Source organism: Photobacterium sp. (assembly GCF_057456235.1).
Genome location: NZ_JBVCPH010000022.1, coordinates 42,363 through 66,396 on the forward strand (window position 1 = coordinate 42,363; position 24,034 = coordinate 66,396).

At 46.4% G+C, this 24,034-nt stretch carries 19 protein-coding genes; 12 read left to right on the forward strand and 7 right to left on the reverse strand.

Annotated features, from left to right (window positions below):
* Nucleotides 1-236: 236 nt before the first annotated feature.
* On the reverse strand, nucleotides 237-2,558 hold the full coding sequence (locus AC2204_RS19020) for a glycoside hydrolase family 3 protein (RefSeq protein WP_413466724.1): 2,322 nt from the start codon (nucleotides 2,556-2,558) through the stop codon (nucleotides 237-239).
* Between the two features lie 736 nt (nucleotides 2,559-3,294).
* Here AC2204_RS19020 and AC2204_RS19025 point away from each other — a divergent pair.
* Nucleotides 3,295-3,651, forward strand: coding sequence for a YibL family ribosome-associated protein (locus tag AC2204_RS19025; RefSeq protein WP_318927415.1), 357 nt, complete (start codon nucleotides 3,295-3,297; stop codon nucleotides 3,649-3,651).
* A 114-nt stretch (nucleotides 3,652-3,765) separates the two neighbouring features.
* On the opposite strand, the gene AC2204_RS19030 is transcribed toward AC2204_RS19025, so the two are convergent.
* Complete coding sequence (locus tag AC2204_RS19030; RefSeq protein ID WP_318927416.1) at nucleotides 3,766-3,966, reverse strand: cold-shock protein; 201 nt, start codon at nucleotides 3,964-3,966, stop codon at nucleotides 3,766-3,768.
* A 723-nt stretch (nucleotides 3,967-4,689) separates the two neighbouring features.
* On the opposite strand from AC2204_RS19030, the gene AC2204_RS19035 reads away from it, so the two are divergent.
* From AC2204_RS19035 to fbpC, 7 genes are all read left to right on the forward strand, one after another.
* On the forward strand, nucleotides 4,690-5,898 hold the full coding sequence (locus AC2204_RS19035) for an ammonium transporter (protein ID WP_318927417.1): 1,209 nt from the start codon (nucleotides 4,690-4,692) through the stop codon (nucleotides 5,896-5,898).
* 172 nt (nucleotides 5,899-6,070) lie between these two features.
* On the forward strand, nucleotides 6,071-6,700 hold the full coding sequence (locus tag AC2204_RS19040; protein WP_318927418.1) for a response regulator: 630 nt from the start codon (nucleotides 6,071-6,073) through the stop codon (nucleotides 6,698-6,700).
* Between the two features lie 42 nt (nucleotides 6,701-6,742).
* Nucleotides 6,743-8,356 carry an MASE1 domain-containing sensor histidine kinase gene (locus tag AC2204_RS19045; protein ID WP_318927421.1) on the forward strand — a complete coding sequence of 538 codons (1,614 nt, stop codon included), beginning with the start codon at nucleotides 6,743-6,745 and terminating at the stop codon, nucleotides 8,354-8,356.
* Between the two features lie 147 nt (nucleotides 8,357-8,503).
* A complete protein-coding gene (gene uhpC, locus AC2204_RS19050) occupies nucleotides 8,504-9,835 on the forward strand; it encodes an MFS transporter (protein ID WP_318927422.1) in 1,332 nt (443 codons plus the stop codon).
* Nucleotides 9,836-9,946: 111 nt separating this feature from the next.
* A complete protein-coding gene (locus tag AC2204_RS19055) occupies nucleotides 9,947-10,981 on the forward strand; it encodes an ABC transporter substrate-binding protein (protein WP_318927423.1) in 1,035 nt (344 codons plus the stop codon).
* 146 nt (nucleotides 10,982-11,127) lie between these two features.
* Nucleotides 11,128-13,224, forward strand: a complete 2,097-nt coding sequence (locus tag AC2204_RS19060; RefSeq protein WP_318927424.1) for an ABC transporter permease — start codon at nucleotides 11,128-11,130, stop codon at nucleotides 13,222-13,224.
* Nucleotides 13,225-13,242: 18 nt separating this feature from the next.
* Nucleotides 13,243-14,301 carry a ferric ABC transporter ATP-binding protein gene (fbpC, locus tag AC2204_RS19065; RefSeq protein WP_318927425.1) on the forward strand — a complete coding sequence of 353 codons (1,059 nt, stop codon included), beginning with the start codon at nucleotides 13,243-13,245 and terminating at the stop codon, nucleotides 14,299-14,301.
* A gap of 213 nt (nucleotides 14,302-14,514) precedes the next feature.
* Here the strand turns inward: fbpC and AC2204_RS19070 are convergent, their stop codons facing one another.
* A complete protein-coding gene (locus AC2204_RS19070; RefSeq protein WP_318927426.1) occupies nucleotides 14,515-16,890 on the reverse strand; it encodes a Lon protease family protein in 2,376 nt (791 codons plus the stop codon).
* A 365-nt stretch (nucleotides 16,891-17,255) separates the two neighbouring features.
* Here AC2204_RS19070 and AC2204_RS19075 point away from each other — a divergent pair, with 365 nt between their 5' ends.
* Together AC2204_RS19075 and AC2204_RS19080 are read left to right on the forward strand one after the other, a co-directional pair.
* Nucleotides 17,256-17,828 (forward strand): CDP-alcohol phosphatidyltransferase family protein, encoded by a 573-nt coding sequence (locus AC2204_RS19075; protein WP_318927427.1) that lies wholly within the window; start codon nucleotides 17,256-17,258, stop codon nucleotides 17,826-17,828.
* A gap of 389 nt (nucleotides 17,829-18,217) precedes the next feature.
* Nucleotides 18,218-18,580: a hypothetical protein gene (locus AC2204_RS19080; protein ID WP_318927428.1), complete on the forward strand. Its 363-nt coding sequence runs from the start codon at nucleotides 18,218-18,220 to the stop codon at nucleotides 18,578-18,580.
* 152 nt (nucleotides 18,581-18,732) lie between these two features.
* Here the strand turns inward: AC2204_RS19080 and glgC are convergent, their stop codons facing one another.
* Nucleotides 18,733-19,950, reverse strand: a complete 1,218-nt coding sequence (gene glgC, locus AC2204_RS19085; RefSeq protein WP_318927429.1) for a glucose-1-phosphate adenylyltransferase — start codon at nucleotides 19,948-19,950, stop codon at nucleotides 18,733-18,735.
* A gap of 267 nt (nucleotides 19,951-20,217) precedes the next feature.
* Between glgC and AC2204_RS19090 the strand changes: the two genes are divergently transcribed.
* Nucleotides 20,218-20,823: a nicotinamidase gene (locus tag AC2204_RS19090; protein WP_318927430.1), complete on the forward strand. Its 606-nt coding sequence runs from the start codon at nucleotides 20,218-20,220 to the stop codon at nucleotides 20,821-20,823.
* Complete coding sequence (locus tag AC2204_RS19095; protein WP_318927431.1) at nucleotides 20,810-22,153, forward strand: nicotinate phosphoribosyltransferase; 1,344 nt, start codon at nucleotides 20,810-20,812, stop codon at nucleotides 22,151-22,153. The genes AC2204_RS19090 and AC2204_RS19095 overlap by 14 nt, the downstream gene beginning before the upstream one ends.
* Before the next feature lie 104 nt (nucleotides 22,154-22,257).
* On the opposite strand, the gene AC2204_RS19100 is transcribed toward AC2204_RS19095, so the two are convergent.
* From AC2204_RS19100 to AC2204_RS19110, 3 genes are all read right to left on the reverse strand, one after another.
* Nucleotides 22,258-23,028, reverse strand: coding sequence for an ABC transporter permease (locus AC2204_RS19100; RefSeq protein WP_318927432.1), 771 nt, complete (start codon nucleotides 23,026-23,028; stop codon nucleotides 22,258-22,260).
* A complete protein-coding gene (locus tag AC2204_RS19105) occupies nucleotides 23,021-23,695 on the reverse strand; it encodes an ABC transporter ATP-binding protein (RefSeq protein ID WP_318927433.1) in 675 nt (224 codons plus the stop codon). The genes AC2204_RS19100 and AC2204_RS19105 overlap by 8 nt, the downstream gene beginning before the upstream one ends.
* Nucleotides 23,696-23,921: 226 nt before the next feature.
* Nucleotides 23,922-24,034 (reverse strand): cold-shock protein (locus AC2204_RS19110; protein ID WP_318927437.1); only part of this gene is annotated, 113 nt, incomplete at its 5' end.

Consider the following 24,034-nt stretch of genomic DNA (forward strand, 5'->3'; position numbering starts at 1 on the left):
TTTTTGATTAGTACAGTTTGAAAACATTGGATGTATTATAGCTACACACCAAATTGGTTGACCAAAAAAACAATTGAAAAGTCGATCTAGTTCAAAAAATATTTTCACTATAGATAACTGACAGAGGAATAACTCTTATTTAACAGCTATGATGATACAAACTCTGCCTAATAAAAATACGGCGCCATTTCTGGCGCCGCTGGTATTCACGATTCTCTTCCAGTGTAAGGCGATAGTTACTCGGAGTAGCTCAGGCCGTGACCGAATGGATACAGGGTATCTGCCGCTGCATAACCCGGAGCATCAGACGCTTGGTCAATAATTGCTTGGGCACTATTAGCAAGTGCAAATGGCAGTTTACCAGACGGGTTGAATTTACCAGTTACAACATCCATCAGTGCATTATCCTTAGAACCGAAGGTAGCCAAAATAGCGCCGGCATCTTTCAGTCCGCTGACTCCATCCATAACAAACGGCTGGCGGAAGTAGACGGAGAGAACAGTATTCTCGGCACCGACTTCGCTCATCACCGCTTGGATATCTGCCAGAGATGGGCTGATCTCCCAGGTATTCGATGCCGCCATACTGGTGAAGTCGAGCACATCCACTTCTTTGAAATCGGCACCACCGAAAACCAACAAGCCGGTATCTTTGTTAGTCACGCGAACACGGATCAGCGCATAGTCGTGATTAGCCGCACTCGGACGGGCATCAAGATCTGAAGCATCGCCTGTGGTTACAGTCTGGTAGCCATATTGCTCGGCTACACCTTCATTCACACCTAGTGTATAGAGCTTCTTACTCGCGGCGGCGTCGCCAGCAGGCAGAGGTAGCAAGGAATCCTTATTATCAAGCAGTACAACAGACTTGCGCTGTGCCTCGCGGGCTTTATCCTGGAACTTTTCGTTGCCCACAATATATTCTGCACGCACCGGATCCACATATGGATTTTCAAACAGTCCCAGCTCGAACTGTACTTTCAGCAGGCGCTTAACTGATTCGTCGATACGGTCCTCGGAGACCAGGCCTTGCTTGACCACGTTGAGGATATCAGCATTCTTGTGGAAACCGGAGAAGACATCGGTACCGGCATTGATAGCGGTCTGGAACAGCTCGTCTTTAGTCTTGTCTTGCAGACCCCAGGCGCGGTTATTCTGGATAGTCTGGGTATCAGGCAATCCCACATTCGGCTCGTTGATAATGCCGGTGTCAGAATTGATCACACCAGTAAAGCCAAGCTCATCGCGCAACAGATCATCCAAGATCCCTTTGGAGAAGGCGACTCCAACGTTACCTGCCGGTGTGCCGACAGTGGTGCTGTATTTGTTATACGGCACACGTGCTGTATTTTGAACGCGTTCAGACGTCACATCGACAAGCGACAGATCGATTCCACTATTCTTATCAGTACCTACATACAAATTGGTTCCGTCTGACGCCACGGTCTCGCCTTGTCCCAGATCAGCCAACTTCCACTCACCGCCACCGACAACCCCGTAGTAAGGCATAAGCGCCGCTACCCCAGCGTCGATGGCCGCTTTAAAGGGCTTAACATGATAGTCGAAATTCCCAGTCGGATAGCTCTGGTGCTGACCGGCAAGATAGTGCGGATCCAAACCCAGGAACTGCGGGCCGCCACCGGGGAAGTGCTTCATGGTCAGCACAATGCTGTTGGAGTCGACTTTCTTACCCTGCAGGTGAGTCACAAGGCTGGTCATAATATCAGCGGCCAGAGCTGAGTCTTCGGTAAACGTTTCATGAACTCGGTACCAGCGCGGCTCAGTCGAGAGGTCCGCCATATAACCGTACATGCCACGTAGGCCGATCGCTTTCCACTCCGCATTCATGATATCGGCAAACTCACCGATCAGCTCCATATTACCTTCGCCGAGAGAGGCAGATGCCAGACCGGCCTCTTTCGGCCACTCGGAGAATGCGCCGGCAGAAACGTTGATCCCAGGTTTGGCATTAGGGTCGTTATGGTTACGGGCGTTGGATTTGAACAGCGCCGGTATCCCCAAACGAGTGGCCTCGCTCAACTCCTGCACCATATTCATATACTGGGCGGCTTCATAAGGAGAGATGGGGGCACTGGCGCGACCACCGACAGAGGCAGACGCCGGATCACGCAGAGCCGGATCCATCGCATCCAGCTCATTTTTAGTCAGGATCGGGTTGCGGAAGATAAAGCGGTTCATCATCTGCTTCTCGATATAATCAACGTGACTGCTGGTCACCCTGCCATAGGCCGCAGAATTCATGGTATCGATAAGCATCATACCGACTTTTTCTTCTAGGGTCATTTGGGAAACCAGATCGTCGATACGCTCGTCAACGGGCTTACGCCAATCCTCGTAAACATCCAATTTGTCGTTTTTGTTGAGATCTTTAAATTGGTATCCGCTAGAGTTAATAAGATTTACTGCGCGCGCGCTAAGCTGTGCCTGCGGATACTCAGGAGCGATAACCTCTGTTGTTGTGTCGTCATTACAACCGGCTAAAAAGACGGCTAAAGCGACAGGGGTAAAAGTGAATACTCTCTTCATCGTATTTTTCATATGTAACCTCCGTGTAAGTCTTAGTTATTTTACGCAGGGACTATATATGACACAGCAATATTGGTTAACCACCTGGCGTTAAAGTAGCGACAGAGATCAACCAAAAAGTTAACACTGGATAACCAGATCACAAATACCATAATAAAAACAAATTAAAACATAAAACTGCACGTTATATCACGGAAATAGATTATCCAGCAGGCAACAGGTGAACCAATTAGGTTGCTCTTATTTTGCTTATAACAGTGCAGAGATTATTAACAAAATCATAAAACATTTATTAAAAGCGGTGATCTTTGAGCATTTTTTCCTGCGGGTAGCTAAGTGGAAAAAGCACCCGCTGAATAATTGACAATAACCAAAAAAAACATCAAGCCAAGATCTTGTAACTAAAGCAATTAACATAGCGAAGAATGATACGATTAAGGAGAGGTTGTTCGAGGTTCAATCTAAACGGATAACTCACTTGAAAATTAACCATTCTGTTAGAAAAACCTCACGAGTAAACAACTCCAGATTAGTTAAACGATGAAGATAATGGTGACAAAAAGTATGTTGCCTCTGATTTAAATGAATATAGATGTCTGATAAAAGTCTAAATACTCCCAGATGACATCATGTTGCAGTAACGAGAGCGATAGACTTTCTGTTATAATAACGACAAGGTCAACACAGTACGCCGACAGATGATGTCGGAATCGCTTGGTGTTGTGTGCGTGTATTTTAAGGTAACAACATGAATTTAAAGCAAGAACTTCAGCAGCTAAACAACAAATTAGATAAGTTCCGTCGTAAACTGGCAGGTGCGGAAGAGCGTGGTGATAAGGCTATCGCGGGACAAGCTAAGCTGGAGATAGCAAAAACGACTAAGCTGATCGCAAGTATGAAAAGTCAGCAAACTCGTCAGATAAACGACCAAGGTGCTGATCTAAAATCACTGCCCTTTAAGCGTGAGCTGACTAAAGCTGAGCAGGCTGATATGGGTAAATTGAAAAAATCAGTTAAAGGATTGGTTGTTGTACACCCGATGACAGCACTTGGTCGTCAAATGGGTATTAAGAAAGTGACAGGTTTTGCTCCGGCAGCCTTTTAATGACTTTAAGCTAAATAACGGTTAATCGTTATTTAGCTTTTTGATAGCGGCTGAAAGAAAATAAACGTGGTGCGTTTCATTCTATATTTACGCCGCTATTTCTAAACATCTATGTTAGATAAAGCGAACTTCAACCGCTTGTAGCTTGTTTGATGAGTCATCCATGATGAATTCAACAAGGCTGCCTGATACTGGCTGGTTATTGCTGCTAATACTGGATATATCAAAGCAAATGTCACCACCTAAATCGCTGGTAATCAACCCTTTTTTTTCTTTAGGGTTAAAACTGCGGATGATACCGGTTTCTGAAGTCATTGTTATTCCTTATACCCAAACCATGCATCGAGTGCGGTAGGTTTGCGGCTATCAAATTGAGTAAATAGTTATTTCCGGCCACAACAGTGAATGTCACTTTTTTGTGGCAAGTATCTTTTTAGCTCATTGACCTTTATCTCTTCACAACTATGAGTGATCACCTTAACTCAATAGCTCGTCACTGCTTAATATCGTTTTTCTTTTGTAACGACAGCAATGAACAGAAATCTCTTCCATGATTTTTTGGGTTCTTCTTTACAGCTGGCTTTGGCGAGAAGCAGGACGTGCGAAGGGTTCTTACAAAATCACATAATCAGGTCTGAGTTGCAGACGTATGGACAGTAAACCCTATCCGCCGTCCTGTAAATACTTTTTTCAACATTGTTTTTATATTGAAGGGTAATCTTCCTCTAACAATTAAGCACTAAATCGGTGCAACCTAATAATATATTGCACCAAAATTTATCAATGCTTTCTGACCCATAACGATTTAACAGAAACGCCATCTTCTACCGCACGAAAAACGTGCAATATGTAATACTGCAAATCATTATAAAACAATGATTTAAATGCTAAAAAATCAATTTGCACCATACCCGCACCCAATATTGGTTCACAATGGCATAAAAACTGCTTAATGTTGCTCAACAGGAATAATGCCAAGTTAAAATGACGAATAATTTAGCGTAATAGGTATATACCCCCAAGGATGTGGAGACGTTTGTGGAAAACATTAACAGTGCAGTAGAAACATTAATTCAGAGTTCAAACACCCTTTTTATTCTCTTGGGTGCCATTATGGTACTGGCGATGCATGCCGGTTTTGCCTTTCTTGAGCTCGGTACCGTCCGGCAAAAAAACCAGGTCAATGCGCTGGTTAAGATCATTGCTGATTTTGGATTTTCGGCCATTGCCTACTTTTTCTTTGGTTACTGGGTCGCCTATGACACCACCTTTTTCGCCAGTGCCGAGCAGCTAAGTGCCAACAATGGCTATGAACTGGTTAAATTTTTCTTTTTAATGACCTTCGCCGCAGCCATTCCGGCAATCATATCGGGTGGCGTTGCCGAACGTGCCCGCTTCTACCCGATGCTGATTGCCTCTTTCTTTATCGTTGGCCTTGTCTATCCTTTCTTTGAAGGCGTGATATGGAATAACAACCACGGCTTTCAAGATTGGTTAACCGCCACTTTCGGCGCTCCGTTCCATGACTTCGCGGGCTCAGTTGTTGTCCACGCCGTAGGTGGCTGGATAGCACTGGTTGCCGTGATCATGCTGGGCTTACGGAATGGCCGCTATCGCGACGGCCGTCTGATTGCTTTTGCCCCGTCTAATATTCCGTTTCTGGCACTGGGTGCATGGATCCTGACCATCGGCTGGTTTGGCTTCAACGTTATGTCAGCGCAAACAATGGATGGGATCAGCGGTCTTGTGGCGGTTAACACCTTGATGGCGATGGTCGGCGGTATTGTCGCGTCACTGTTTGTCGGTAAAAACGACCCCGGCTTCATTCACAACGGCCCTTTGGCTGGCCTGGTTGCGGTCTGTGCGGGTTCCGACTTGATGCACCCAATTGGAGCACTTATCACCGGTGCCATTGCAGGTGCGCTATTTGTCTGGCTCTTTACTTATATTCAAAACAAATTACATCTCGACGACGTACTCGGAGTCTGGCCACTGCACGGTGTCTGCGGTGCCTGGGGCGGAATTGCAGCCGGTATTTTTGGTAGTTCAGCTTTTGGCGGATTAGGCGGTGTGAGTCTAGCCAGTCAGGTAGTCGGAACCATCGCTGGTATCATCGTTGCGTTGGTTGGCGCCTTCATTGTCTATGGCGTGATTAAGAAAACCGTCGGCCTGCGATTAACTGCCGAAGAAGAATATAACGGGGCTGATTTGTCTATCCACCAAATTGGCTCAACCAGCGAAGATTAAAATCTTCTCGCGGAGCTTTATACAATAGACCGAAAAAAGCCGCGCTTTACAGCGCGGCTTTTCTTTAGGTTATTGAATTGATTTCGCGATTGTCATCACATCATGTCATCAGTAAATTGAATGCTGCAGCCAGTTTTGCGACGATGCGGATATAACAGCATAGGATGTGAAAATGATTTCAGTAGCCTTAGTCGACGACCACATCATGGTACGTTCAGGTTTTGCTCAGTTACTCAATGTAGAGCATGACATTGAAGTCAGAGGGGAGTTCGGTTGTGCCAGCGAGGCGTTTGCCGCACTGTCAGCATCAGACGTTGATGTTGCCGTCATTGATATCTCCATGCCTGATGAAAGCGGTCTGGTATTATTAGAAAAACTCCGCAAATCAAAACCGGCCTTTCGCGCCATTATCCTGAGTATTTACGATTCGGCCTCTTTTGTCAGTAAAGCCATCGAAGCCGGAGCATGTGGTTACCTGTCAAAGCGATGTGGCCCCGGCGAGCTGGTGACCGCTATTCGCACCGTCGCCCGAGGCGATCGTTATCTCTGTGCCGATGCCTTGTTTAACCTCAGTAATGCCCCTAGCCAACCGCAAGCCCTCAATGCACTCACCAAACGGGAACAAGAGGTCTTCAACTACTTAATTCAGGGTAAAGATGTCAAAGAAGTCGGTGTCGAGCTTTCCATTAGTCATAAAACCATTCATGTTCATCGCGCCAATATTCTCAGTAAGCTGGAACTATCCAATAACGTCGATCTGATCCGCTTCGCCATTCAACATAAGTTACTGGCAGAATCATGAATACCGCTTCCATCAGGCTGGTGAAAAGAGCATCCATTACTAATGGATAAAGCCAACCCTTTTGCCGGCAGCTATTTCTCGTATGCCTTTAGTTTTGTCATCTACAGCATCAGCTGGTTCTGCCTGTGGAGCATCAGCAGCTACCTGTCGCCCGACTTATTGCTAGCCGGGTTATTTCTGCCGACCGGACTTAAGCTCGCGGTATTAGTACTGACAGCACGCCGTTACTGGAAATTGTTTGTCATCAGTGAATTGATCATCTCGGGTTGGCTGATCTACCTGATAGGGGATCAACAACAAGACATCTTGCTTTTATTGTGCCCTTTTCTAAGCTATCTGCTCGCCATTCCCTTTGCGGATATCTGGCAACAGCTGAAAACCTATTGGCAAAAATTACTGGCGCTGGTGTCATTGGTATTGGTACATGGGATCCTGCTGGGAGGCATGATATTACTGTTGATCAAGCCGCTGGATCTCCCTCTTAACTACGCATTTTCCAGTGCTATTGCCGCGATTACTGGCGGAGTATTGCTGACGCCCTTCTTGTATCTGCTTTACGACTACCTCCACCATAAAGTCTGGGTGCCGCTAAGCCCGGCATTGATACACCAGGAAGTCACGCTTCGTCCTTCGGCATTACTGTGGGCCATCACTTTTTTCACGGTCGGACTGGTTGCCGAGCTGACGTTGCTTGATCAAATGGAACCTTTAGGTTTGTTGATCATACTGCTACCGAACATTTTCATGGCCTATAAATATGGCTGGCAAGGGGGCGTATTAGCCACCGTAATGAACAGTATTTTGCTGACCACCGCCCGTCAGATCTCGGGATCGTTTGCTACCGACCAAGAACTACAAATATTCATGACCACGCAAGCACTGGTCGGGCTAGGGCTGGGGATCGCGATCAGCCGTCAGTATTTGCTGGCACAGAAATTACAGCAAGCGAATCAGGATCTCGCCGCTGAGCTCACTAACAAACAGGATCTCGCTCGGCAGCTGGTTCAGGTTGAAGAAAATATTCGTAAATCTGTCGCTCGTGAATTACACGATGAAATTGGCCAGAATATTACCGCGATTCAGATCCAGGCCATGCTGGCCGATCGCACCACCCAGGAAGAAAATACCAAAACTATTGCCGATGCCATCAATACGTTATCAATGCGAATACACAGCGCAACCAAACAGCTATTAACCCAATTACGACCACATATTCTCGATGAGCTGGGGTTAGAAAATGCGCTACGGCAGCTTGCACATGAAATGAAGTTTGCAGAGCGTCAGATCGATTTTAAGATCAATATCGGAATTGCCGCCGATAAACTCGATGACATCACCGCCGTCACCCTATATCGCATAGTGCAAGAGCTACTGAACAATGCCACTAAACACTCACAGGCAACTGAAGTGCAGCTAAGTCTGATGCCCGGTACAAGCTTCAGCCTTGAATTGCGTGACAATGGTTGCGGCTTGCCTGAAAATTGGCGCACCAAAGGGCAAGGCTTGAAAGGCATTGAAGAACGTGTCAGTGCGCTGGGTGGTCACCTTTCAATAGAAAGCAATGACAACGCCCATATCCGGGCTGGAAGCGAACTCAATTCAAACAAAGGCACGCGGATTATTGTTACCTTGCCCACAAAAATAAACCCCAGTTAGCCAAACTAGGAATTCTTCTTAGTCATTTAAAAACCTGTCTCATTCTTTCTGCCAATTCTTACCGTAGTATTTATACCCAAGTGACCTCAAGATGCAGGATTCAGAGTGAGGTCACTTGGGTATAGTGCAACAGGGAGACTGCGCCGAATGATGGGTTTTCTAGTATCAGAACAACCTGTAAAAGCGATTACCGATCAACAGCAGATAGATGCCACGTATAAACACTGGCGACTGCATTTGATGTTTTCGATGTATATCGGCTATGGCGTTTTTTATTTCACCCGTAAAAGTCTTAACTTTGCCATGCCAGCTATGTTGGCCGATCTTGGCTTAGAGCATTCAGACATCGGGTTTCTCGGCACCCTGTTCTATATCACCTATGGCATATCCAAGTTTGTCTCTGGCATGGTCAGCGACCAATCCAACCCGAGTTACTTTATGGGATTAGGCTTGATAACCACAGGGATCATCAACATTGCTTTTGGCTTAAGCTCATCGCTCACAATGTTCGCCATATTGTGGACATTGAATGCTTTTTTTCAGGGTTGGGGCTGGCCACCCTGTGCAAAGTTGCTCACCACATGGTATTCCCGTTCTGAACGTGGATTCTGGTGGTCAATTTGGAATACCTGCCACAACTTAGGTGGCGCTTTAGTTCCGCTGATCATCGGTTTTGCCACCATTACATGGGGCTGGCGATACGGCTTTATTATCCCCGGTACCGTTGGCATTTTCGTCGGTTTGATCTTGTGCTTTCGGATGCGAGACAAACCTTCCACCATGGGATTACCGACGGTCGGACAATGGCGTAACGATCAACTAGAGCTGATGCAGGAACAGGAAGGATATGGGCTATCGTTCCGCCAAATATTAAAAACGTATGTCATCGGCAATAAATACATCTGGCTGCTTTGCAGTTCGTATTTGTTGGTATATGTGGTGCGAATTGCCATTAACGACTGGGGCAACCTTTATTTAACCGAACGCCATGGCTTTAGCCTGTTCTCAGCCAATGCCGCGGTGTCGATGTTTGAAGTGGGTGGTTTTCTCGGGTCGTTATTTGGCGGCTGGGGCTCCGACCGCTTTTTTCACGGTAACCGTGCCCCGATGAACCTGATTTTTGCACTGGGTATCTTTATTTCCGTCGCAGCGTTATGGCTCACCCCGCTGGATAATATTGCGGTGCTATCAAGCTGTTTTTTCTCTATCGGTTTCTTTGTGTTCGGGCCACAGATGATGATTGGTATGGCTGCAGCCGAATGCTCGCATAAAGATGTCGCCGGGACCGCCACCGGATTTGTCGGTCTGTTTGGCTATTTGGGTGCAGCACTGGCGAGTTACCCGATGTCACTGGTTATCGAACAATTCAGCTGGGAAGGCTTCTTCTGCGTTATTACCTTCGCCGCGGCCTCGATTGGCCTGCTGATCTTGCCTTTTGTTAAAGCACAACAGCGCTCTGTGTCTGTCGCATATAAGTAGCTGGCACCGAATGAATATAACTCGATTTACCGCAGGGTTGCGGTAATAGCTCAATGTCACCTACCACCGATCTCGGCATTGAGTTCATAATAAAAAGCAGAGGAAATAATGATGAAAGCTAGAACTCAACGCAGCCTGTTAGCTGCCTGTATACTCGGATCGACATTTGCTGCTCCACAAGTAATGGCAGAAGGCCGTCTGGTTGTTTATTGCAGTGCAACTAACGCCATGTGTGAAGCTGAAACCAAAGCCTTTTCTGAAAAATATGATGTAAAAACCTCATTTGTTCGCAACGGTTCGGGGAGTACATTTGCGAAAATTGAAGCTGAAAAGAAAAATCCTCGTGCCGATGTCTGGTATGGCGGTACATTGGATCCCCAATCGCAGGCGGGGGAAATGGATTTGCTGCAGGCATATCAATCACCTCAGCTTGAAAACATCATGGAAAACTTCAAAGATCCAGCCAAGCGCAAAGGCAACTACTCTTCTGCGGTCTATATGGGAATTTTAGGCTTTGGGGTCAATACACAGCGCTTAGAAGAGAAAGGCTTAGAAATTCCACGCTGCTGGAGTGATTTAACCAAGCCCGAATACAAAGAAGAAATTCAAATCGCCGATCCACAAAGCTCCGGTACAGCTTATACCGCACTTGCTACTTTCATCCAGCTTTGGGATGAAGATAAGGCATTTAATTACTTCAAAGAGCTCGATAAAAATATCTCGCAATACACCAAATCTGGTGTAACCCCTTCCCGTAACTCTGCCCGTGGCGAAATAGCTATCGGTATCGGCTTCTTACACGATTATTCTTTGGAACAATCAAAAGGTGCACCACTGGAGCTAATCTCACCTTGTGAAGGAACGGGCTACGAAATTGGCGGTGTCAGCATAATTAAAGGCGCGCGCAATATAGACAACGCCAAGCTGTTTGTTGACTGGGTACTGTCGAAAGAAGGCCAGCAATTAGCATGGCAAGAAGGTAAGTCTTTCCAAATCTTAACCAATACTCTGGCCGAGCAATCTCCTAACGCACTCGATCCAACCAAGCTTTCCCTGATCAATTACGACATGGAAACCTATGGTTCATCTGACGAGCGTAAGCGTCTGATCAACAAGTGGGTCAACGTGGTTAAGATGGGCGAATAATACCTTTGTAATCATTGAGCAGTGCCTGGCGCTGCTCAATATTTCCAACACTAGTAACACTAAATAGAACAAGAACTTTCTTGGGGCAGCTTACACCCTGAAATTAGTGAAACATCAATTAAATAACTCGATTTTGGTAATTAACCATGAATGACTTAGCAGCTGAATCAACCTCAAGACAGCTCCAAAGTTCAGCGCAACGAGATCCTATTTTTTACTGGATTATCGCGCTGATCGGAGCCTTTGTGTTATTGCCCTCTTTCTCCCTCGATTACGGTGTTTTCGAGTCGACGTCTCAAGAATTTAAAGACGCGATGGGCTGGAGTGGCATGAACATTTCGTGGCTATGGTTTGCCATGCCTCTGGTATTATTAATCAGGCCTTTTCAGGCACAAGACAAATACGCCAAGCAACGCCATCACTTTGATATTATTTACGCCAGTTTTTGCATGTTGTTTACCTTGCTCTCATCTTGGTATACCGAGCAAGGCTTAGGCTACGCCAGCATTATCTTGTTCATCGCCCTCTGCTGTGTGATGACCCTGGCACTGGCTCGCCTTGAATACTTAGGTGGCGACGTCTTTGTTATTGGCGCGCTGGTCAGTATTGTCTCACTGATCGCTATCTTCATTATTTATCCGAGCATCGCCATTTTTGTTCCGATGTTCCAGGATGATATGGGTGATTTTGTAATGTGGCAGTTTGTCGATATTCTGACGCGATCTCAGATCGTTCAGATCATCCTCAACTCCATCACACTGGGTACATCCGTGGGGATTACTGCGACTTTCTTTGGTTTGGTCTTCGCAATTTACACCACCAGAATTGCTAAACGTTCTGCGTTCCTTGCCCGAATTTTCTCCATTCTCCCTATCGTTACACCACCATTTGTAGTCGGTTTGGGGGTCACCTTAATGCTCGGCCGCTCAGGTTATATTACTGAGCTGATGGTTGACTGGTTTGGTTTACAGCAAACCAACTGGTTATACGGTTTTACCGGGATCTGGATGGCACAGGTGCTGGCATTCTCGCCAATGTCTTTTATGATCCTTGATGGTGCAATGAAATCACTGCATCCGTCACTGGAAGAAGCATCATATACCTTACGCGCTAACCGCTACCAGACCTTCTTTAAGATTGTGATGCCACTGCTTAAACCCGCACTGGCAAACTCTTTTCTGATCATCTTTGTTCAGTCACTTGCTGATTTCAGTAACCCGCTGGTTCTCGGTGGCAGCTTTGACGTACTGGCAACCCAAATCTATTTCTACATCGCCGGCGCGCAACTCGATTATGCTTCAGCAAGTACTTTAGGTGCGGTGCTGCTATTGTTCTCACTGGCTATTTTCGTCATCCAGTATGTCTGGATTGGTAAGCGTTCTTACGTCACGATTTCAGGTAAATCATACCGGGGTGATGTACAGCCATTGCCGCCATCACTCAAGCATGGTGTCTCGGGAGTGTTGTATTTATGGATGGCATTCAACATCTTGCTTTACGGGAGCATCGTCTTCGGTAGCTTTACCGTAAACTGGGGGGTAGATTACAGCCTGACGCTGAATAACTATATCAACCTATTCGGTATGGGTATGAGTGAAGGCGCATGGCCGTCACTGCTGACCACCATGACCTATGCAGGTATCGCAGCTCCTCTTACTGCGCTCTTCGGCTTATTGATTGCCTATATCGTTGTCAGGCAGCAATTCCATGGCAAGAAAGTGATCGAGTTTGCCACTATGCTGTGTTTTGCCGTACCGGGAACCGTTGCCGGTGTGTCTTACATTCTTGCGTTCAACGATGCGCCGGTTTACCTCACAGGTACGGCCGCTATCGTCGTTATTTCGATGGTAATGCGTAACGTGCCTGTAGGTATTCGTGCCGGTGTCGCGGGGTTAGGCCAGCTAGATAAGTCGCTTGATGAAGCCTCGTTGAGCTTACGTGCCAACTCCTTTAAAACCATTACTCATATTCTGATCCCATTGCTACGCCCGGCAATACTGTCAACGCTGATCTACAGTTTTGTCCGCGCAATGACCACGGTAAGTGCAATCATATTTCTGGTTACGCCTGAAACCCGAGTAGCAACATCGTACATCTTAAACCGTGTTGAAGATGGGGAATACGGTATTGCTATCGCCTATGGTTCCGTACTGATCTTTGTCATGCTGGCCATTATTTTGATCTTTGACTCCCTCGTGGGCGAAGCCCGCGTATCCCGTTCACGAGCCAACAACCAAGACTAACGATTGGAGATAATTCTTATGGCAAACGACAACTTTGTAGTTCTGAAAAATGTCTGCAAGCGCTTTGGTGACAATACGGTTATTGGCAACCTTGATCTGGAGATCAAAAAAGGCAGCTTAGTAACCCTGCTAGGGCCATCCGGCTGTGGTAAAACCACAGTACTACGTTTAGTGGCAGGGCTGGAAAAGCCCACCAGCGGTCAAATTTTCATTGACGATGAAGATGTTACCAATACCTCGATACAACAGCGTGATATTTGTATGGTATTCCAATCTTATGCACTATTCCCCCACCTGTCGCTGCATGAGAATGTGGGCTATGGCCTGAAAATGCTGAAATTATCTGCTGCTGAAATTAAACAGCGGGTCGACGACGCATTAAAACTAGTTGACATGGAAGGGATGGGCGATCGCTTTGTTGACCAGATTTCTGGTGGACAGCAGCAGCGCGTGGCATTGGCGCGAGCACTGGTGCTTAAACCTAAAGTACTGCTGTTTGATGAACCGCTGAGTAACCTTGATGCCAACTTACGCCGCAGTATGCGTGAAACCATTCGTGAATTGCAGCAACGTTTTAATATCACGTCACTATACGTTACCCATGATCAGACCGAAGCGTTTGCGGTCTCTGATACCGTTATTGTAATGAATGATGGCGAGATCATGCAGCAAGGCTCACCGGGCGATCTCTACCAGTCGCCAGCATCGATGTTCATGGCAAACTTCATGGGGGATGCCAATATCTTCTCAGGCAGTTTTGACGGTGAGCAGCTGAATATTAATGGCTATCGTATTGCGGCGGATCCGGAAGTGATCCGTGGAAACCCCACGGGCGATTATCAGATCGGTGTGCGTCCGGAAGCTATTTTACTGGCACACGAGGGCGAGCCTTGTCAGCAGTGTATCGTCAACAATGTCGTGTATATGGGCTCAATGTATGAAGTGGCAGTAATGTGGCATGATCAGGAATTATTGTTGCAACTGAACTCTTCGCAGTTTGATGCCGGTCTGTCAGACCATGCCTACCTGACGATTAACCCGACCGGTCTCTTCCTTCTACCAGCTGATGCCCGTTAATACCTGACTAAGTAATACTCCTTTACTCCGTCCCTGCTTTGCAGGGGCCGACGTCATAGCATAATCAAGACATTCATAACCGTTGGTCATAAATACCTATCACTAGAAACTGCTCATTAATATTGTGAATTTATATAATAAATGCCAAACGGTATATAGAATTTACACTGTAAAAAAGGCTGCCGGCTAGGCAGCCTCAACCACGCTATCGCGTTATTTTCTTAAGGCATTCAATTTTGCCTGGGCGATGCCATAGATAGAACCGCTGGCATAGCCGCCTTCTTCATTCCACGTGCCTGCCGATTTTGAGGTAAGGATCTCAATCGCTTCCGTCACATGACCGATTGCCCAGATATGAAATTCACCTTTCTCAACGGCTTCAATCACATCTTTTCGCAACATCAGATTGTGAACGTTCGACTCAGGAATAATCACCCCTTGCGTTGACTGGCGTCCTTTAATCGTACAAACATCGAAGAACCCCTCTATTTTCTCGTTTACCCCACCAATAGGCTGGGCATCGCCGAACTGATTCATCGAGCCCGTTATGGCAATATCCTGACGTAACGGTTGCTGAGAAAATGCCGAAACAATGGCGCATAATTCCGCCATTGATGCACTGTCACCATCAACGCCACCGTACGATTGTTCGAATGTAAGGTGCGTGGACAATGGTATTTTGGCGGTTTTACCAAAAATCGATGCTAGATAGGCCGATAAGATCATGACTCCTTTCGAGTGGATACTGCCACCAAGCTTTACTTTTCTCTCAATATCAAACACATCACCTTCACCAAACGCCGTAGTGGCAGTAATGCGATTCGGTGCGCCAAATTGATAGTCTGAGGTTGCAATCACCGATAATGCATTGATCTGACCGACGGCATCACCTTGGGTATCGATCAAGGTCGTACCGTTCATAAAACTTTGCATTACCTGATCTTTTAATCGGCTGACACGCTTTTCCTGGTTCATTAATGCCTGCTCGACATGGCTACTGCGGATCACCGTGGCATTCATCGAGCGGGCGCAGTAATTTGTCTCGCGCAGTAAATTGGCAATGTCTGCAGAGTGCAGTGACAGTTTGTTCTGATCTTCAACCTGGCGCGAACTATATTCAATAACCCGAGCGATTGCCCGGCGATCACAATGCAGCATGTTGTTATCATGAACAATACTGGAGATGAATCGTGCATAATGCTCTTCCGATTTATCGGTACGAGGCATTTCATCTTCGAAGTCAGCGGTCACCCGGAACAGTTCACTGAATTCAGGATCATAATGCTGGAGTAGCTGATAAGTCTGATAATCACCAAACAAGATAATTTTGGCATCCAATGGGATCGGCTCAGGATCTAATGAAATTGTTCCAGAGAGGGTAACTTCCCGCTCCAGCGAACTTAAGTTCAATTTGCGTAAACGCAGCGCACGCTTCAGACCATCCCAAACATAAGGCCGCTCCAGTACTTTCACCGCATCCATCATCAGTACACCGCCATTTGCACGATGCAAACTCCCTGGGCGGATTAATGAAAAGTCCGTGAACACCGTGCCTTTGTAGGTCGCATTTTCAACATAACCAAAAATGGCATGGTAGTTCGGGCTCTCTTCCACCACTATCGGGAACTTATGCTCATCCTGGCTCACTAACACATTCACCTGATAGCGGCGAGGCATCTTCTTATCAAGCGCCGCATAAGCCAGTGCGACCTGCTCTTCGCTTTCCTCCAGAAAAATATCGAGGTTTTCCAAAATATCTTTCTTCATCGCCGATAAATGCGCTTTCACCTCAGGCAGGGATCGATACTGCTCTGTCAGCGTTTTAATGAAATGGCTCAAGACTTCCAGTGCCACTTCTTCATTCAGCTTCTGGAGCTTATCAGAAAACTCCTCTTCCCATTCAGTCAGCTGACGTATTATACCGCGCAGCTTTATCTCCAGTTTTGCGATGATCGCTTCGAACTCACGTTGCTCTTTTTCCGACAGCGCATCAAACGTTTCTTCAGTATGTGGCTCTTCACCATTTAAAGCGACAAGCTGGTAGTCACCCTGAGTGGTTAACGCCAGACTGATATTTTTCTCTTTCGCTTCCTTGGTCAGGTTAACCAATGCGGTCTCCTGCTTCTCCGCTAATTGGCTTTTCAACGTTTCCGAGCGGGAATAGTACATCTCGTTGTCAAACGCCAGCGGCAAGGCCTTCACCAGACGCATCATCAGCTTTTCGACGTCTTTCTTAAACTGGTTACCGGTTCCTGCCGGTAACTTGAGCACTTTCGGGCTGCGGGTTTCCTCAAAGTTAACGACATAACACCAATCATAGATCGTACGGCTATTGCCATTGAGTTCATGGCGTTGCAGGTAACGCAGCATCATTGTACGCTTACCCAGACCATTACGACCGATGGCATAAATGTTATAGCCTTTCTCTTTAATAGACATGGCAAACTCAACAGCTTGCTGAGCTCGCTCCTGTCCCACAATTTCATCCAACGGAATCAGGTGCTTAGTCGATTTACACTCATCCGGACTAAGATCATTCAATTCAGACGCACGATACAACTTGTCACTGCTCAGGGGTTTAATTGGCATATATGTCCCTCTTATATGTATGACTCTAGTTTAGTCACTAAATGACTATATTTTAGTGATTTAGCTTCCGTTTGAGAGCTTGTAATTATGCTGTCATGGGTCTATAGCCAGGTTTATACCCAATAAACCGAATCCAACAGCGCTGCTCCCGGATTCATGAAATAAGCTGTATATGGTCAAGTAAAACTGGCCACGGTTTGATGGGCAAGTCAGAAGCGGGACTCTTTGTCCGCCTTGGCGGTATTATCCTTAATTATTTGGTTAACATTCTTGTGAGAAAATAACGTCGAAAGCCTAATGCGGGTTTACACTGGAATAAGACAGACCTCAACGAATGCAGCTTAATTGCGGATGATTAACGTCTAATGACTAGTGGTGTAATCAAACTGATCCCAAATATATTGACGACATTGCGCCTGATTTTGGCAGTGCCTGTCTGTTTGCTGATCCTGAATGAAAACTACCCTGCGGTCTTGTGGATAGCCTTTATTGCCGGACTCAGTGACGGTGTCGACGGACTGATTGCGCGTAAGATGCATGCCGAGAGTCGTTACGGGGCTATCGTTGATCCGCTTTCCGATAAGACGTTGCTGATCAGTACGTATGTCGCTTTTGCCCTAGTAGAATTACTGCCCTGGTGGGTAGCAGCCATAATCGTCACGAGGGATGTGATTATCATCACAGGGGCGATCGTCTATCACTGGCAGTTCGGACGTTATGACGTTGTACCGAGTATCTGGGGTAAAATCAGCACGGCTGTGCAGATTATTTTCTCCCTGATGCTGTTAACCCATCAGGTGTATCCGGTGTTTCCCGCGATCAGTTTCCAGATCGGTTTATGGTTGGTGATTTTGATGACTGTTGTCAGCGGCGTTCACTATGTCTATACCTGGAGCGTAAAGGCTCAGACCATAAAAAAAGGACAAAATAATATCTAATATGTGCCATCAATGACTGCCTCTTCAACAAGAAAACTCCCGCTCTGTCAAATAATTAAGTGAACCATGATTCCGGTACATTTCGCCAGAGCGATGCAAGTCCGTTGTACGTACATCCGTACCAACAAAAAAACGACGCGGATAAATCAGCAACCCTCACAAAATTGATAATATATTGTTTTTTTTAAAAGTAAAAATGCTGGATACAGAGCAAAAAGGATTAAATTGGTCACATAATCTTCGCGAACTCACCCTGCTTTCACATCGCTCAATTGAACTAAAATTATTACTAAGTGAAGTGTCAATTTTTATGTGATCTGAGCATATGACCCGCAGTTTCTTAAACTAGCTATGGCTCAATCGAGTAAGGTTATTAGGAGATCATTGTTATGCCAAGTGTAAACTATAAAGAAGATCATTTAGATAGTGTCTTGGTCATTAGTGAAGAAGGTGTCGATCATGAAGGATTAACACGTTTATTCAATAGCCATGATTTTCCGGTAGATATCCGCTGGAGTAATTTACAAAGTATCGATCTTGTTCAATATGGAGCGATAGTCCATTTGACTCGATCTTCAAAGTCTTTGGCTGCCTTATTAGGTGATAGGTTATTGTCAATTAAAGAAGAGGAGTGGCTTTTAATTGCTGGCGATGATGAAGATCTACATTGCACGGTTGAATTAACAACATTAGCATCCGATAAATTACGGCTCTTCGTAAGGATGTTATGGGCAAGATTTAATATTGCTTGATATCACTATAACCCCTGATTAGGTATCGTAAAACACACAGTGAGATAAAATGACTCTCTCGCTGGCGTGGCTAAAAATGTAATACGTCGGCTAGAATGCCGACGTATTGATGTAAGTGAGAGTCTTAAGCGGCTTTATTTCTGATACCTTTCTTAGAAACCTATTCTTGCACCTTTCGGAATGACGACAATACCGTCATCTGAAACATGATATTTCTTTCTGTCTTCTTCAAGATTCTCGCCAATCACGGTACCCGATGCAATGTGAACCTCCTTATCGAGGATAGCACGACGAATTGAACAGTTTTCACCGATCTTCACATCCCCAAGGATAACTGATTCGCTGACTGTGCTGCAGTGCCCGATATTACAGCTGAAACCGAGTACAGAATTGTGGACCTTCGCCCCCCGAATATAGCTACCATTAGAAATTAAGCTGTTATTAACATTCACTTTGCAGCAGTCACCATCAAGGAAGGTCGCAGGTGGCAGCGGCGGGTAATAGGAATGCAGCGGCCAGTTACGGTTATACAAAGAAAACGGCGGCGTTTCAGAAAGCAAATCCATATGCGCCTGCCAGTACGCATCTATAGTACCGACATCCCGCCAGTAACCCTGACCAGCTTCGCCTTCAATGGTATTGGTGCTGAAATCATACACAAAGACCCGGCCTTTCGGATAAAGCTTAGGAATAATATCTTTACCGAAATCATGGCTTGAATTTTCATCGGTACCGTCTTCTTCGAGGGTATGTAACAAGGTTTCCGTTTCGAAAATATAGTTTCCCATGGAAACCAGCGCGTGGTCAGGATCGTTGGGTATAGGTTTAGGGGTAGTCGGCTTTTCTTCAAAACCGATCATCCGTCCCTCACTATCAATCTCGATCACCCCAAATGAGCTCGCTTCACTTAAAGGCATTTTGATTGCACATACGGTTAACTCAGCCTGTCGGGCCTTATGAAAATCCAGCATCTGTTTTACATCCATTTTATAGATGTGATCACTGCCGAAAACACAGACCTGAGCAGGGGCTGCAATTTCTATAAAACCAATATTCTGATAAATCGCATCGGCAGTTCCGGCGTACCAGCGCTTATTCCTACGCATCTGTGCCGGGATCGGGTCAATAAACCGATCTGTAATACCCGACAACCTCCACCCCTTTTTCATGTGTTTATAGAGGGACTGTGACTTAAATTGAGTGAGCACATAGATCTGTAAAAAGTCCGCATTAGCAAAGTTATTTAATGCAAAATCGATAAGCCGGTAGCTGCCACCAAATGGGACTGCAGGTTTACTGCGCCCCTCAGTTAAAGGACGTAATCTAGCCCCCTCTCCACCAGCCAATATCATCGCTAATACACCAGCCATCTTTCCTCCCTAAGCATAAGCAATAACAAGCATATCATTATTAAGCATATACTCATTATGTAATTATTGGCAAGGAGCCTGCCGTACTTATAAAAAATTTGACTTATGTTACATTTTTACATATTTCCGTTAGATAAAGGTTAAAACCCAGAATTAACACGTGGCCATCTTTTAGTTAAAACAGATCAGGTTCAAGTTAATAAAGTGGGGACTTCACAATGAGCTAACCTTGAGGTAACGCTCAAAATAATACGTGGAAATAACATCATGGATAGCCACAATTCACTTAAACTGACAGCCCAGGATGCGTTGATTCTGGTAGATGTGCAAAATGACTTCCTCCCTGGCGGAAGCCTGGCTGTAACAAACGGAGATCAGGTGATACCTGCACTTAACTGCTATATCAAAGCCTTTCATCAGCGCCGATTACCTATTTTTGCTACCCGTGACTGGCATCCATTGAATCACTGCTCCTTTAAAAATTGTGGCGGTATCTGGCCACCTCATTGTGTGCAGCATACTCACGGGGCTGAGTTTGCCAGTGATCTCCGGCTACCTGAAGATGTAGAGATTATATCTAAAGACGACACGCCAACATTAAATAGCTACTCGGGCTTTACGTGCACAAATCTCAGTAAGCAGCTCCGTAACAAAGGTTGTAATCGCCTATTTATTGGCGGATTGGCAACCGATTATTGTGTTTTGAATACTGTACTTGACGGAATTAGGGAGGGCTTTGATGTCGTTCTGCTGGAAGATGCGATACGGGCAGTGAACCTTAACCCCGGAGATAGTGATAATGCGATAGCCCGGATGAAAAAGGCCGGAGCGACAGGTATTCGGGTGGAGGAAATAGAGAATGGCATGCTATGAGAGCCCGCAGCTAACCGACCTGTACCAGCTTACTATGGTGCAGAGCTACCTTGATCATGATATGAAAGATGAGGCAGTTTTCGAATTTTTTGTGCGGAAACTGCCATCACGGCGTAACTTTATGATCGCTGCCGGGTTGGAGCCGTTACTGGATTTTCTTGCACAGGCCCGGTTCGGCGATGAAGAACTGGAGTATCTGGCCAACAGCGGATTTTTTCGCAGTAATCTGATTGATTACCTGAGAAAATTCCGCTTTTCCGGACAAGTCGATGCGATGCCGGAAGGGACGATATTCTTTGCCAATGAGCCAGTTGTGCGCATAACAGCCTCTCTGCCAGAGGCGCAATTGATCGAGACGCGGTTGATTAATTTACTACAATTACCAATGCTGGTCGCAACCAAAGCCGCACGCTGTAGGCTTGCTGCAACCGATAAGCTATTGGTCGATTTTGGCCTGCGTCGCGCCCACGGAGCAGATGCAGGTATGCAGGCATCCCGTGCCAGCTATATTGCGGGCTTTGATGGTACGTCGAATGTTCTCGCTGGTCAGCAATATGGTATTCCGATTTTTGGCACGATGGCACATGCTTATATTCAGGCCCACGGCTCGGAAACGGCAGCATTCCGTCACTTTGCAAAAAGCCAGCCGGATAACTTAGTCTTGCTGATCGATACCTACGATACCTACCGAGGTGCTGAGCGGGTGATTAAATTGGCGGAGCATTTAAAAGCCGAAGGTAAATCGGTCAAGGCCGTGCGGATCGATAGCGGTGATCTGGGGCATGAAGCCGTCATGGTAAGGGACCTTCTCAATCGTTCCGGTCATTCTGAAATTGGTATCTTTGCCAGTAGCAGTGTCGATGAATATTTGCTCGAACACTTAGGGCAACAACAAGCCCCTATTGATGGTTACGGTATTGGCACCAGCCTGACGACCTCGGAAGATGCTCCCTTTCTCAATTGTGCTTATAAACTACAGGAATACGCGGGTATCGCGCGTCGTAAACGTTCCCACGGTAAAGCGACCTGGCCGGGCTGCAAGCAGGTTTATCGCCATGTGAAAGACGATGGACAACTGGCCTTCGATCAGCTCTGCCTGGAAACAGAAAACCCGGGAAACGGGCAACCATTACTGCAACCGGTAATGCTAAATGGAAAACGGGTGGTAGCGGCAGAATCATTCGACACATTACGTAAGCGGGTTAAACAGCAATTGTTAATGCTGACTCCGTCATTGGCTAATCTGTCAAAACAAGCTAGATTTGAGCTGAAAATTTCGCAACCCCTGCAGCAGCTCACTCACCAGACAGACCAACGTTTCAATGACTAACCTAGGACCGCAATGATTGAGCTGTGTATTGAACGCCCTTTAATATATTGATATACGAACATTTAAAAACCGTCATCTGGCCAGGTAACAGTAATATATTCTGCTTAAAGTGTCAGCTGCCCATAGCGATTAAACGCAAAGCGACTGACAAGCGCCAGACACGTTATAACAGAAAGTATACCCGCAATGAAAATGGCCACCATGATCACCAGTTGGTATTTCACCGCCAGGATAGGCTCGGTACCACCGAGGATCTGCCCTGTCATCATACCCGGCAAGCTGACTATACCCAAAGTTGCCATTGTCGCTAGCTGAGGGGCCAGTGCCGCTTTCACCGCCGTTTTAATAAAAGACTGACCCGGATTGGGCGCGCCTAACGCCAGATAAAACTGATATTCATTCTGTTTTTCACGCAGGCTGCTATACCAGCGTTCAAGCGCCAGTACGTTCGCCGTCAGGCAGTTACCCAGCAACATCCCCGCAACCGGGATCATATACTGCGCCTGCCACCAAGGCTCTGCCTGAATTGCCCCAGCCAGCATTGCAGGCAAGACAACAAAAAGCGCTACAACCTGCCCCAACAACACCGCAGGCAGCACCTTGCGAACATTCATCTCAGCCCTGCGGCAAATACTGAAACCGGCAATCAAAACCATCACAGCCAGCCATAACACATTCAAGCCAGGATGCTGCCAGTCAAACAGAGTCTGCAGGTAAATACCCACTACCGCCAACTGCAAAGTCATACGAAGCACAGCTTCAATCAGCGTTCGGCTTAAGCCCAGTTGCCAGCGATGAAAAAGAAACAGGGGAATAAGTAATAGCAGATAAAACCCTGCCAGTGCCAGGCTGCTGATCTCAAGAACATTATTCATTGATCTGCTCCATGCGATGGTGATAGTCGCTGGCAGCCAGCCAGATCGGATCATGAGACACCGATATCCTTGCCGGAGCGACCGTATCCAATAGCGTCATGATCTTGTCTCGACTGATAGAATCCAGTGCCGAGGTCGGTTCATCTAATAACCACAACGGACGTCGCATCAACAGTGCCCGGGCTATCGCCAGCCGTTGTTTTTCACCGCCAGAAAGCAGAGAAACCGCGTATTCCAGTGACTGCGTCAGACCGACCCGATCCAGCGCTTCTCGGCATACTATATCATCAGGTTCAGAGGGAGGTGTCGGGATGGTTGTCGAATGCAGAGACGCCGACATCGCTTTCAGCATCCACGGTAATCGAAGAACCTGACCAATGGTGTCTGCCCCCATAACAGGCTCTTGTGGCAAATAGCAGAATTGCTGCCGCCACCAGCCAAGATCATCAGCAGAAACATCCCGCCCCTGCCAGCTAAAACCACCATGAGCCGGTGGACGCAAACCGGCCAGGACCAGCAACAGACTACTCTTTCCACAGCCCGATCTTCCCGATATCGTAAGATGCTCACCGGCTCGCAAAGCCCCGGTCAACACCCGGCAACCCGATGCTTCCAGCCCGGAGCTCAGCTCGGTAATCGTTAGTAGAATGTCTGTCGGGTCAGCCATATTTCGTTCCTGATCTCTCGTAACTCATTACAGTGTATTGGAGAGCAAGATATGGCTCAAATTAATTGAAATCATCAGTAGCATTAAAGCGTTTAATATATCGTATGCTAACGTTAAAACGATAACACCCCTCACGGGGTTGAACTGTTGATCATCGTGACAAATGACAGGCAAAAAAAATGCCGGCAGCGCCGACATTTTTTATACTGATTACATAGACTCTAAATTATAGAGCAACTACGTTTGCAGCTTGAGGACCTTTCTGGCCTTGTTCTACGTCAAAAGAAACCTTTTGACCTTCAGCAAGAGTTTTGAAGCCTTCAGAAGCGATTGCACGGA

What these genes read in the sequence shown, in the direction of transcription:
- AC2204_RS19020 (WP_413466724.1), bottom strand. Translation starts at nt 2,558, where the DNA reads ATGAAAAATACGATGAAGAGAGTATTCACTTTTACCCCTGTCGCTTTA.
- AC2204_RS19025 (WP_318927415.1), top strand. Translation starts at nt 3,295, where the DNA reads ATGAATTTAAAGCAAGAACTTCAGCAGCTAAACAACAAATTAGATAAG.
- AC2204_RS19030 (WP_318927416.1), bottom strand. Translation starts at nt 3,966, where the DNA reads ATGACTTCAGAAACCGGTATCATCCGCAGTTTTAACCCTAAAGAAAAA.
- AC2204_RS19040 (WP_318927418.1), top strand. Translation starts at nt 6,071, where the DNA reads ATGATTTCAGTAGCCTTAGTCGACGACCACATCATGGTACGTTCAGGT.
- AC2204_RS19045 (WP_318927421.1), top strand. Translation starts at nt 6,743, where the DNA reads ATGGATAAAGCCAACCCTTTTGCCGGCAGCTATTTCTCGTATGCCTTT.
- uhpC (WP_318927422.1), top strand. Translation starts at nt 8,504, where the DNA reads ATGATGGGTTTTCTAGTATCAGAACAACCTGTAAAAGCGATTACCGAT.
- AC2204_RS19055 (WP_318927423.1), top strand. Translation starts at nt 9,947, where the DNA reads ATGAAAGCTAGAACTCAACGCAGCCTGTTAGCTGCCTGTATACTCGGA.
- AC2204_RS19060 (WP_318927424.1), top strand. Translation starts at nt 11,128, where the DNA reads ATGAATGACTTAGCAGCTGAATCAACCTCAAGACAGCTCCAAAGTTCA.
- fbpC (WP_318927425.1), top strand. Translation starts at nt 13,243, where the DNA reads ATGGCAAACGACAACTTTGTAGTTCTGAAAAATGTCTGCAAGCGCTTT.
- AC2204_RS19070 (WP_318927426.1), bottom strand. Translation starts at nt 16,890, where the DNA reads ATGCCAATTAAACCCCTGAGCAGTGACAAGTTGTATCGTGCGTCTGAA.
- AC2204_RS19075 (WP_318927427.1), top strand. Translation starts at nt 17,256, where the DNA reads ATGACTAGTGGTGTAATCAAACTGATCCCAAATATATTGACGACATTG.
- AC2204_RS19080 (WP_318927428.1), top strand. Translation starts at nt 18,218, where the DNA reads ATGCCAAGTGTAAACTATAAAGAAGATCATTTAGATAGTGTCTTGGTC.
- glgC (WP_318927429.1), bottom strand. Translation starts at nt 19,950, where the DNA reads ATGGCTGGTGTATTAGCGATGATATTGGCTGGTGGAGAGGGGGCTAGA.
- AC2204_RS19090 (WP_318927430.1), top strand. Translation starts at nt 20,218, where the DNA reads ATGGATAGCCACAATTCACTTAAACTGACAGCCCAGGATGCGTTGATT.
- AC2204_RS19095 (WP_318927431.1), top strand. Translation starts at nt 20,810, where the DNA reads ATGGCATGCTATGAGAGCCCGCAGCTAACCGACCTGTACCAGCTTACT.
- AC2204_RS19100 (WP_318927432.1), bottom strand. Translation starts at nt 23,028, where the DNA reads ATGAATAATGTTCTTGAGATCAGCAGCCTGGCACTGGCAGGGTTTTAT.
- AC2204_RS19105 (WP_318927433.1), bottom strand. Translation starts at nt 23,695, where the DNA reads ATGGCTGACCCGACAGACATTCTACTAACGATTACCGAGCTGAGCTCC.